The sequence below is a fragment of the Rothia sp. HMSC065B04 genome, assembly GCF_001812285.1.
Classification (GTDB): domain Bacteria; phylum Actinomycetota; class Actinomycetes; order Actinomycetales; family Micrococcaceae; genus Rothia; species Rothia mucilaginosa.
Genome location: NZ_KV808407.1, coordinates 33,498 through 44,062 on the forward strand (window position 1 = coordinate 33,498; position 10,565 = coordinate 44,062).

General features: G+C 60.1%; 9 protein-coding genes. 2 read left to right on the plus strand and 7 right to left on the minus strand.

The window, feature by feature from the left end; all coding sequences use genetic code 11:
- Positions 1 to 284: 284 nt before the first annotated feature.
- The 3 genes from HMPREF2845_RS03235 to HMPREF2845_RS03245 form a co-directional block, all read right to left on the minus strand.
- Positions 285 to 1,097, minus strand: a complete 813-nt coding sequence (locus HMPREF2845_RS03235; RefSeq protein ID WP_070633885.1) for an NUDIX hydrolase — start codon at positions 1,095 to 1,097, stop codon at positions 285 to 287.
- A gap of 262 nt (positions 1,098 to 1,359) precedes the next feature.
- Positions 1,360 to 1,680: a putative quinol monooxygenase gene (locus HMPREF2845_RS03240; protein ID WP_070593866.1), complete on the minus strand. Its 321-nt coding sequence runs from the start codon at positions 1,678 to 1,680 to the stop codon at positions 1,360 to 1,362.
- A 138-nt stretch (positions 1,681 to 1,818) separates the two neighbouring features.
- The gene (locus tag HMPREF2845_RS03245; RefSeq protein WP_070633886.1) at positions 1,819 to 2,397 is read right to left on the minus strand and encodes a TetR/AcrR family transcriptional regulator; all 579 of its coding nucleotides are present in this window, start codon (positions 2,395 to 2,397) and stop codon (positions 1,819 to 1,821) included.
- Positions 2,398 to 2,574: 177 nt separating this feature from the next.
- Between HMPREF2845_RS03245 and HMPREF2845_RS03250 the strand changes: the two genes are divergently transcribed.
- Together HMPREF2845_RS03250 and HMPREF2845_RS03255 are read left to right on the plus strand one after the other, a co-directional pair.
- Entirely contained in the window at positions 2,575 to 4,140 is a 1,566-nt protein-coding gene (locus HMPREF2845_RS03250; protein WP_049338178.1) for an MFS transporter, read from the plus strand.
- 270 nt (positions 4,141 to 4,410) lie between these two features.
- Complete coding sequence (locus tag HMPREF2845_RS03255) at positions 4,411 to 5,733, plus strand: NADH dehydrogenase (protein WP_049360724.1); 1,323 nt, start codon at positions 4,411 to 4,413, stop codon at positions 5,731 to 5,733.
- Between the two features lie 596 nt (positions 5,734 to 6,329).
- Here HMPREF2845_RS03255 and HMPREF2845_RS03260 read toward each other — a convergent pair.
- The 4 genes from HMPREF2845_RS03260 to HMPREF2845_RS03275 form a co-directional block, all read right to left on the minus strand.
- The gene (locus HMPREF2845_RS03260) at positions 6,330 to 7,400 is read right to left on the minus strand and encodes an alcohol dehydrogenase catalytic domain-containing protein (protein ID WP_049352853.1); all 1,071 of its coding nucleotides are present in this window, start codon (positions 7,398 to 7,400) and stop codon (positions 6,330 to 6,332) included.
- 313 nt (positions 7,401 to 7,713) lie between these two features.
- Entirely contained in the window at positions 7,714 to 8,568 is an 855-nt protein-coding gene (locus HMPREF2845_RS03265; protein WP_049350274.1) for an anchored repeat-type ABC transporter permease subunit, read from the minus strand.
- Positions 8,565 to 9,443: a metal ABC transporter ATP-binding protein gene (locus tag HMPREF2845_RS03270; protein ID WP_012904336.1), complete on the minus strand. Its 879-nt coding sequence runs from the start codon at positions 9,441 to 9,443 to the stop codon at positions 8,565 to 8,567. Before HMPREF2845_RS03270 ends, HMPREF2845_RS03265 begins: the two co-directional genes overlap by 4 nt.
- Positions 9,440 to 10,537, minus strand: a complete 1,098-nt coding sequence (locus tag HMPREF2845_RS03275; RefSeq protein ID WP_070633887.1) for a TIGR03773 family transporter-associated surface protein — start codon at positions 10,535 to 10,537, stop codon at positions 9,440 to 9,442. The genes HMPREF2845_RS03270 and HMPREF2845_RS03275 overlap by 4 nt, the downstream gene beginning before the upstream one ends.
- Positions 10,538 to 10,565: the final 28 nt, after the last annotated feature.

Genomic DNA, 10,565 nt, shown 5'->3' on the forward strand with positions numbered 1-10,565 from the left:
GATGCCTCCTAGATTCCGAAGGGCACCCCGGTCGTGCCTTGGGTGGCTTCGGTCAATCGATATGTTCAGTCCCTTAGGCTACCCCCCCACGGTGGGGTAGCGCGGATAGAGAGCTGATGGCTCAAGCATAGAAACTGTGTGGGTGCTGAGTCAAACACCCTCCCGAAAAACCGCCTGACAAGTGCCGATACCCCCTAGAGAACGCAAAAAGAGGGGCGACACCGCACGGTGCCGCCCCTCCTTTTAGGCATTAAATCTGCGCGCGTACAACGCGCGAAAGGCTATTACGCCTCGTGGCGCTCGCGGTACATGCCCAGCGGGCCCGCATCCGCGTACGCCTGAGCGTCGTTGTAACGGTACAGGCGCGGCGGGCGGTGACGGGTGCCCTCCACGCGGCGGCCGGTGTCAATAATCGACTTCGATGCCGCAATCTGGCGGCGGAAGTTCGCCGGATCCAGGGTGCGACCCAGAATCGCCTCGTACACCTCACGCAGCTGCGCCAGGGTGAACTCCTCGCCCAAGAAAGAGTGCGCAATACGCGAGTACTCGACCTTGTTCTGTAGGCGGTAGAGCGCGTACTCAATGATTTCGTTGTGGTCGAAGGCGAGCTCGGGCAGCTCATCCACCGGGAACCAGCGGATGTTCTCGTGCACGCGAGTGTTCGCGACCTCGGTGGCGGGAATCGACGCCCAGTACACCACGGAAACCACGCGCTCGTGATCAGTGCCGGGTGCCGGGTCGGGCTCGCCCACAACGCGGGCGGCGCGCGCCTCGGGGGTGCGCAGAACGTCACCGAATGCGTAGAGCTGCTCCAGGTAGCCGGGCTGCAGGTTAGTTGCGCGCTTCAGGGTCGAAGCGGCTGCCTCTTCGAGGGAAAGATTCGGGTTGAGCGGACCGCCAGGAAGCGCCCACTGGCCCTTATAAGGCTCGCGGAGGCGGCGAACCAGCGGCAGCCACAGGGTAGGGGGGGTTTCGTTTTCCTTGGGGCGCAGTGCCAGAATAACGGTCGAGACGGCGAGGGATACAGAGGTGTGGTCCACGTCGTTGTGCTCTTCAGTGGCGACTGCGCCGGGAAGAGGCTGGGATGCGATGCTCATTCAGGCCTCCTGTGCGAATGGGTATCGATAGGTGTGCATACTCTACCCATTTTAAGGGGTTAATAGGGTAAAAATGCACGCAAGGCACCCGCTGACCCGAAAACCGGTACCATCCGCGTCGTGTCAAGGGGAAAAGTTCAGGTACCGGACACACCAAAGCGCCTCTCCTGCCTGCCCAATAGGACAGAGAGGAGAGGCGCTCCAGCGTCTACTTATGCAACGTCTAACTATGCAATTCTAGGGTGCATGTCGGGGGTGCAGATTAGTCGATCTGCAGCTCGCCCATAGCTTCCCAGCCCTCGCCGTCGATCAGGCGAGAAATAATCTTCGGGGTTGCAGTTAGCAGCGGACGCATGTCCTTCATGGCCTGCTGGAAGTGGTCAGAGTTCACGTGCGGGCCAGCTGCGTCGTCGTTGAAAGCCTCGAGCAGAACGAACTCGTTCGGGTCCTCAACACTGCGGGACCACTCGAAGAACTTGTTGCCTTCCTCGGCGCGGGTTGCCTCGGTGAAAGCGCGGGTCTTCTCAATCCACTGGTCAGCGTATTCGGGCTTGACGGGGAACTTTACAGCAATGAAAATCATCGGAACTCCTTAGGTTGAAGAGTAGATACGTACCCTTCCAGTTTAAGCCCCGGGTGCTCGCCGGCGCTGAAGAATAGGGTTTGAGGCAGCGGTTTTAGCTTGTGGCTTTAACCGCTGTATCGGGTGGCTTTTGTGGGTTTAATGAGCCGCCGCCTTGAGAACCTGCAGGGCGCGTTCCAGCGCCGCACGGTCTGCCGCGATGGCTGCAGCCCTCTGCGGGCTGGCGGAGTCGCCTCCGAATGCCGCGTTGTAGTACATGCCATCACCCAGAAGCAGCACGGCGCGGGCAATCTGCTCGTCACCCAGCTCAGCGAGGACGAGTGCATGCCATCCCTCCTGCACGCGGCTCATGGTCTGCTGGGCGAGCTCATTATTGTTCTGCGCCAGGCGGCTGAGGGCAATGAGGGCACGGTCGAACGGGGTGTTATCCGGCGTGGAGGAATTGATGTAGTAGGCGCTTGCCCCCTCGGGTGCCTGCTCCATCGCCGCGAAGTCCTCTTCAGCCAGGGTGAGGGTGCGTTCTGCGAGCGCTTCAAGTAGCGCCTTCTTGGAGGCGAAGTGGTAGAGTAGCCCGCCCTTGGAAACCTTGGCGGCGGTGGCGACGGCGTCGAGGGTCGCGGCGCGTTCTCCCGAGCGAATCAGCAGGTCGACGTAGGTGTCGAGGATGTGTTCGCGGGGGTTGGTGGCGCGTTGTTTTCGGTGGTTGGGGGTGGTCATGTGTACCAGTCTAACCGCTTGAAACTATACCGTCCAGTTGGTATAGTTAATCTTCGTTTATGGCCCCGTCCGGACCCCTAAAACCTCACTAAAAGACCTAGCCCAAAAGACAGGCCGAGCTGATGCCGCCGCGTCCGCCGCATCAGCCGACACCTTATAGACGCACGAAAACAACCCATGACGAATCACAATCCGCACACCACGGCTCTGCCCATTCACGCCCCCGACCAGAAGACCAAGCGCTGGGCGGCACTCGGTGTGCTCATGCTCCCGGTGCTCCTGGTCTCCATCGACAACACAGTGCTTGCCTTCGCGGTGCCCGCAATCGCTAAGGCGCTGAGCCCCTCCTCCGCGGAGCAGCTGTGGATCGTTGACTCCTACTCCCTGGTGCTCTCCGCCCTGCTCGTGCCCATGGGCGCTATCGGTGACCGCATCGGTCGCCGCAAGCTGCTGCTCATCGGCTCGACCGGCTTCGCGGCAATCTCTGCGCTCGCGGCATTCGCGCCCTCCGCGCTGATGCTCGTGGTTGCCCGCGCCCTGCTTGGCATTTTTGGCGCCATGCTCATGCCGGCAACCCTGTCGATTATTCGCAATATCTTTGTGGATGCGACCGAGCGCCGCATCGCTATTGCCGTGTGGGCTTCGGGCTTCTCGGCGGGTGCGGCGCTGGGCCCGATTGTGGGTGGTTTCCTGCTGGAGCACTTCGACTGGGGTTCGGTGTTCCTGCTCGCTGTGCCGATTCTGATTCCTCTGCTGATTCTCGCCCCGATTATGGTTCCCGAGTCGAAGGACCCGAACCCCAGCCCGGTGGATCCGCTGAGCATCCTGCTGATTATGACCGGCATGACCGGCATTACCTTCGGTCTGACTCACACCTCCGAAACCGGGTTCGATGCGGTGGCAATTAGCACCATCCTTGCCGGACTGTGCTTCATCGTCCTGTTCGTGCTGCGTCAGCTCAACCGCGAGAAGAACGATATTCAGCCCATGCTGGATGTGCGCCTCTTCCGCAACACCGTGTTCACCGGCGCGATTACCGCAAACCTCATCTCCATGATGGTGGACGTTGGCTTCATCTACTTCGCCTCCCAGCACCTGCAGTTGGTCTCCGGTCTGCCGCCCATGTACGCCGGTATGCTGCTGATTCCCGGTACCCTGGCGATCATTATCGCCGGTCTGGTGATTGCGCGCGTGGCGGTGCACTTCCACCCGGCGCAGGTGGTGTCTTTCGGTCTGGCGCTCCACGCTGCCGCGTTCGCGGTGCTCGCCTTCCTGGGTGCGCACAACGACTTGGTGATTATCCTGATCTTCATTGTGCTCGGTACCGGCATCGGTATTGCGCAGACCATTTCGAACGACCTGATGCTCTCCAGCGTGCCGCCGCGTAAGGCTGGTGCGGCATCCGCGATCTCGGAGACCTCCTACGAGACAGGTACGGTGCTCGGCACCGTCATCATTGGTGGCATGCTCACCGCCGTCTACCGCGCAAATGTGGTTGTACCCGACGGCCTGGATGAGACTCTCGCCGACCACGCCCACGAAACCCTCGGCGGTGCCGTGACGGTCGCAAGCCAGGTGGGTGGCGAGCAGGCGAACCAGCTGCTCTCCTCCGCATTCGCTGCCTTCGACTCCGGCGTGGTGCTGAGCTCCGCATTCAGCGCCGTGCTCATGGGTGTTATGGCCGTCATTAGCTACTTCATGATCCGCAAGGCACCGCGCGAAATGAAGCCCGCTGACCACTAATTCCGCGCACTAACTCTGCGCGCTAACCCAGCGAGCGCACTAATTCGGAACACATAAGCCCCGCCTCCTGACGCTACCGCAACATCGGGAGGCGGGGCTTTTTTGAAACCCTTCCACCTGCGCATTTAAAGGTTCAGCACAGGTGCCGGTGGTACGGTAAAAACAGCGGGCTCGCGCCCGCAAAGGACGCCCCAAAAAGACGTCCTGAAAAGACGCGCTGACAAGACCGAGGAACCAGCGGCTCCACACAACTCAAGGAGGAACGCCACCATGGGACTCAAAGACTGGATAGCACCCTTCATTACACTGCTGATTGGTGCCAGCACCATCTTCATTTCCTACAAGAACTACCAGGCGCAGGCGGCGGCAAAACCCTCCGAACTGGCACGCCTAGAGCTGTGGAGCAAGCTACTGACCGAAGCTGGCATGGATATCAGCGCGCTACCTGACCCGGAGAGCCTCACCTCCGACCAGCGCGTCGTCCTCGAAAACTACCGGGTCTTCCTCAAACGTGCCTCCCTCGAATCGAAGCTGCGTAAAGTCGGCATCGACAGCAACCGCGTGTTCAGCCTGCTCATGAAGCGTGCGCACTCCTCCGTGAAGCCCACGCCCATCCCCATTGGCGACTCGATTAGCTACTACCGCCTGATTCTACGTGCTCTGCTGTACATTTGGGTTCCGCTGGCCGTGATTTTCATCGGCGTGCCCATCATCGTGGTCACCATCGCCTACCTGATTGGCCTGTTCACGAACCACCGCGGCAATCTGTCTGACTTTGCACTCTCCCCGCTCGCCGTGGTGCTCCTGATTGTTGGTGCGGTCGCCGTCGGTGCCCTCGTGTACCTGCAGAACCGCATTATCTACGCGATTATCGCGAACAACGTGTACTTCTACTTCTGGGATATTTACGGCTCTAAGAAGGGCACCCGCGATTCGAAGCATGCCTACAGCGAGCGCCTGTCGGCTAAAACCTACGCCGACCAGCTGTTCTTGGGTCAGCAGGAGTTCGCCCAGCAGTTCCGCGAAAATATGTACATGGCGGGTATTCAGGAGATTGACGAGTACCCGCGTGTGCTCAGTGATAGCGTGATGCTACCGCGTAACTACCGGGTTGTTGAAACTACCGAGGGTGAGGACCGCATTGACCGGGCGGTGAACTGGGTGCGTTCCAAGATCGGTTTTGAGCGTCTGGAACCTCGCATCATCTACACGCTCGAACATAAGGACGCGCACAAGGATGAGCAGAAGGATGCACAGAAGGATTCTGCGCACGGTGAGCCGGTAGCTACTGAGCAGGGTGTTTCTGGGCAGCCCGTAGAGACTCCGGCTCAGGATCAGCAGGAGGATGCGCAGAAGGCTCCGGAGGCACCCGCCTCGGAGGAGCCCATCGTTGCGGAGGTGCCCGTTGGCGCGCCTGCCGAGGATCCGGCTGATGCACCCACCGAGCCCGTCACCGGAGACGCCACCGAATCCTCTGCCGTATCTGGGGTATCTGCCGCATTCGGAGAGGATGATCCCACGGAGGTGTTCAACCCCATCACACAGAACGCCGCTATCGGCGAGAAGGCTGACGGTGAGAAGCCTAAAAACTAAATAGCCGCCCGGAACACAGAAAAACCCCGGAGCACAGAAAATCCCCGCAGTGCCGGAATCCGGGCATGAGAAAAGGGTCGCAGCCTACGAATCGCCATTGAATCGTAAGCGTGCGACCCTTTTCCTTTCCCTTCAAGGAGGAGCAGAATCGGAGGTACCGCCCGACCAAGAAGAGCCAAATGATGCGCCCCTCCACCAGTAGAGGTTGCCTGGCAGAAGAACCCGCAAGAGCGGGTCGGCAGAGCGCCCGGCAGAGGAGGCATCACGCGTGAGGAACCGCCCCTCAACCCACAAAAGAACAGGTTGAGCCCGCCAAAGAACGGGTTGCCCAAAGAATGGGTTGAGGGAACAGAAAACCCCGAGCTGGCGTATCTCTTGAATCTTCAGAAAATCCTGTATCTTCAGACAATCTTGTCTCTTCAGAAAATAACTACATCTCGGGGTAGGGGAGGGCGATTCGCGCTCCGGGTGGGACCTACCCTCTCCCACCCGGAGGCGAATCGTGGGGATGTTCGCAGTGTAATGAAGACATCCCACCGAAATCCCTAACGAAAGTTTGGGGTTTCAGTATGAGCGGTATATGAGCCTACCGCTGTCTATGCCGCAACCTCGGGGTTACGGGAGATAACAACCTTCACCACGTTGTGCTCAGCAGCGTGGGAGAACAGGTCGTATGCCTCCTCGAACTGGTCGAAAGTGAAGCGGTGGGTTGCCATTGCCTTAGCGTTCAGGCGACCCGAGCGGACCATGTTCAGCAGGTTACCGACGGTGTTGCAGTTGACCAGACCCATGTTGATGCGAACGTTAGAAATCCACATGGTGTTCAGGGGCAACTCAACGGGCTTGCCGTGCACGCCAGCGTTAGCGATATTGCCGTAGGGGCGAACAATCTTGGTGCAGGTCTCGAAGGTCTGCGGAACGCCCACAGCCTCAATTGCCACGTCCACGCCCAGGCCGTCGGGGGAGAGAGCCTTAATCTTCTCGATGAAGTCCGGGTCGCCCGCGTTGACCTTATCGGTTGCGCCCAGCTCCAGTGCCTTGTTCATGCGGTTCTCGTCGAAGTCGACGGTGATGACGCGGCCGGCACCGCAGAGGTTAGCGGTCATGATTGCACCCAGACCCACGGGGCCTGCACCCACGACAGCGACGGTGTCGCCGGGCTTGGTGTTGCCGTTCAGAATACCGATCTCGAAGCCGGTGGGCAGTGCGTCGGTGAGGAAGAGGACGTCCTCATCGGTCAGACCCTCCGGAACCAGGTGAACCGAGGTCTCTGCGTAGGGAACACGCACGTACTCTGCCTGGGTGCCGTCAATCATGTAACCGAAAATCCAGCCGACACCACCAACGGTCTGGCAGTGCGAAGGCTGGTTCGCCTTACAGTAGGAGCACTTACCGCAGCTGGTCACGGCGGGAATGATGATGCGGTCGCCGACCTTCAGGTCAGTCACCGCGGAGCCAACCTCGGTAATGGTACCGACAGCCTCGTGGCCCAGGATGCGTCCGTGGTCCACCTCGGGGCAGTCGCCCTTCAGGATGTGCAGGTCAGTACCGCAAATGGTGGTGGTGTCGACACGGGCGATAACGTCCGTGGGCTCAAGAATGGTGGGGTTCGGGACTTCCTCCCAGGCGCCCTTCTGGTCGGGGCCGTGGTATACATATGCCTTCATGATGACTCCTTCTTTGAAGCTCTAATGAGGGTGCAGTGACTGCTTTATCACTACATGTATCAACCCATAAGAAATATTTGATAGGTTGTATTTTCATTAAACCCGACGTGTTGAATTATGCGCTTTTATTACGCGGAGTGTATCTTTTGGTTCTTTAAACATGAACATGATTCACTTTGGGTATTTAAAACCTGTAAAAAACGCATGAGGCGCACCCCCAAACAGGGATGCGCCTCGTGCGTTTACTCGTGCGTTTAATCGAGAAAAGTTGGATTGAGTCGAGGTTGAGCTGGGTTTAATTCTTCAGCTGGGCTTAGCTCTTGAGCTGGGCACGCGCTCGCGAACGAACCGCCGTCACCGCCCACACCAGCACAAAAGCCGCCACCATCGACAGCACAATCGTGCCACCGGTCGGCAGGTTAAACGCCCACGACAGGTACAGGCCAACAATCGAGCAGATACCGCCAAACACCGGCGAGAACACCATCATCGACCCCAGACGGCGGCACGCCAGGCGGGCAGCCGACGCCGGAATCACCAGAAGCGCCAACACCAGCACATTACCGAGCGTCTGCAGACCCAGCACCACAGAAATGGTCACCAGAACGTACAGCACAATATCCAGGGCGAGCACCGGCAGGCCCATCGCGCGGGCACTCTCACGGTCCAGGCTGACCGTCACAATCTGGCGGTGGAACAGCCACAGCACCAGCAGAATAACGGCACCCATAATCGCCGCCTGGGTAATGTCCTCATTCGAGACACCCACAATCGAGCCGAACAAGAAGTCCTGCACCGACCCCGAGTAGCCCGGCGCCAACGAAATAATCACAATACCCAACGCAAAGGACGCCGCGAAGAAAATACCGATCACGGAATCCTCGCGTAGCCGCTGATTCTGGCTAAAAATAGCCACCAGAATAGCCGTTACCACGCCCGCAGTCAGACCGCCCATGACCAGGTTGCCGCCCAGCACGAACGCCACCGCAAGACCCGGAAACACCGAGTGCGCCACCGCATCGCCAATGAAGACCATGCCGCGCATCAGCACGTGGCAGCCCACCACGCCGGTCACCACCGACGCGAGCAGCACCGCCGCCAGGGCGCGCGGAAGGAACGCCAGAGACGGGTTGAACAGATCGGCAAGAAAATCGATAGGAGTAATCAACGGGCACCCCCGGTAGAAGCAGTATGGGCGGGGGAGAGAGAAGAGTCAGAAGCGCAGGAATCAGGCAGCTCGTGGCCGTACTCATCCAACGCACCACCGGCACAGGTGAAGCCCGTGCGGGCGTGACCCTGCGCCTCCTCAATATCGTGACCGTGCAACCACGTATGCAGCTGCTCCAGGCTAAAGGAGTCCGCCGGACCATCCAGGTGAATATTGCCGCGCACACCGCACAGACGCGAGCAGGACTCACGCGCCGCCAGCATGTCATGCGTAGACATCAGAATCGTGATGCCCTCGCCCGCCAACTCACGGTACAGGCGAGTCAGAGTGGTCTGAGTCGGCGCATCCACGCCCGTAAACGGCTCATCCAGCAGCAGCAGGGAGGGGTTCGCCGCCAAAGCGCGCGCCAAAAGAACCCTCTGACGCTGACCACCGGAAAGCTCCGCAATGGAAGCATCCTGCAGGTGCAGAACATCGGTGCGTTCCATCGCCGAAAAAACCTGAACCCAATCCTTCTTCGCCGGGCGGCGGAAGAACCCAATCTCACGCACGCGACCGGTCATCACCGTGTCCTTAACGGTCAGCGGAAAATCCCACTGGAACTGGTGCTTCTGCGGCACATAACCAATATGCGCACGCGCCACACGCGGCGACTCACCCAACACCCGAACCTGCCCGGACGCCGGGCGAATCAGACCCAAAATGGTGCGCAGCAGCGTGGTCTTACCGGCACCATTAGCACCAATCAGACCCGCAAACTCGCCGCGCTCCAGGGTCAGGGACAGATCCTTGAGGATGGAACGGCGCGCGTAGCCGGCGTACAGGTTTGAAATCTCTAGAACGGGCTCAGTACCCGCTGTTACCGACGCGCTCACGAACGGTCACCGCGCACTTCATCCAGAGCCTCACGCTGCGCGGAGGAGCGGCGACGGAACGAAAGGAACGCGCCCACGGCAATCACAGCTGCCACGCCTGCGGCAATAGCACCCCAGGGGATAGTGAACTCTGCCTTGTAACCGCTCTGGTCGCTCGCTGCGGCGGCAGAAGAAGAACCGGACGCCTGCGCGCCGGATGCCTGGGTACCGGACGCCTGAGAAGCAGAAGAAGCCGAACCCGAGGACGCCGAACCGCGAGCCTGCGCCTCCATCGCGTACAGGGCATCAGCATTCGCAGAATCACCCACCGCAAACTTCAGGTAGCGGGTATCAGACACGGTCGAACCGTCAGACAGCTCAGCACTCGCGGTGACCTTCAGCAGGTACTCGCCCGGGGCGGTAAACACCCAGTTTGCGTGGGTGTGAGTGTTCTTCTCCACCCACAGCTTCTGCGGCTCACTCTTGGTCGAGGACCACAGCACCTGCGGTGCCGAGAAGTTACCGTTCTCCAGGTACAGGCTAAACGTGCCGGGGCCGCTCACCTGCTCCAGGGTCAGGTTCACGCCGCGGTTCAGCTTGGACACCAGCTGCGGATCCTGAGTGTTCCAACCCGGCCAAATCACGCCCTTAGTTTCGGTCTGCGGAATGACGTACACCTTAGAGCCGGCGGGCGCACCCACGAAGGAGTAGCGCGGGTCGTTCGGCACCTCAAGGATCGCCTGGTCGCTACCGCGGTAGATGACCTCGTCCAGGCTGCGCCAGACGGGGGTTTCGCCGTGGTCGTCGTGGAGCATGAGCTCAAACTTGCCGTTGTTGAAACGAGGACCCATATCCACGTGACCGGCAGAAATTTCGGTGCGGCCGGATGCGACCGGCTGCTCCGCCGACAGGGTCTGGGTGAGGGCGCGCTCGCCGCGGCTGAGGTTGCTGTCGCTCGGCCGAGCCGAGGCGCTCTCGGTGGTTGCCTCAGCGGTTGCCGGGGTGGTCTCCGCGTGTGCCATACCCAGGGGTGTGAGCATGAGGCTGGCGCCCAGAGCCAGGGCGGGCAGGGCGCGGCTACGTGAGGAACGGGAGGGGGTGGTTGAGTTCATCATGAGGACTTCCTAGAATCATGACCGAAAC

Excerpts from the sequence above, each read along its gene's own strand:
- HMPREF2845_RS03235 (WP_070633885.1), bottom strand. The coding sequence starts at position 1,097 with ATGAGCATCGCATCCCAGCCTCTTCCCGGCGCAGTCGCCACTGAAGAG.
- HMPREF2845_RS03240 (WP_070593866.1), bottom strand. The coding sequence starts at position 1,680 with ATGATTTTCATTGCTGTAAAGTTCCCCGTCAAGCCCGAATACGCTGAC.
- HMPREF2845_RS03245 (WP_070633886.1), bottom strand. The coding sequence starts at position 2,397 with ATGACCACCCCCAACCACCGAAAACAACGCGCCACCAACCCCCGCGAA.
- HMPREF2845_RS03250 (WP_049338178.1), top strand. The coding sequence starts at position 2,575 with ATGACGAATCACAATCCGCACACCACGGCTCTGCCCATTCACGCCCCC.
- HMPREF2845_RS03255 (WP_049360724.1), top strand. The coding sequence starts at position 4,411 with ATGGGACTCAAAGACTGGATAGCACCCTTCATTACACTGCTGATTGGT.
- HMPREF2845_RS03260 (WP_049352853.1), bottom strand. The coding sequence starts at position 7,400 with ATGAAGGCATATGTATACCACGGCCCCGACCAGAAGGGCGCCTGGGAG.
- HMPREF2845_RS03275 (WP_070633887.1), bottom strand. The coding sequence starts at position 10,537 with ATGATGAACTCAACCACCCCCTCCCGTTCCTCACGTAGCCGCGCCCTG.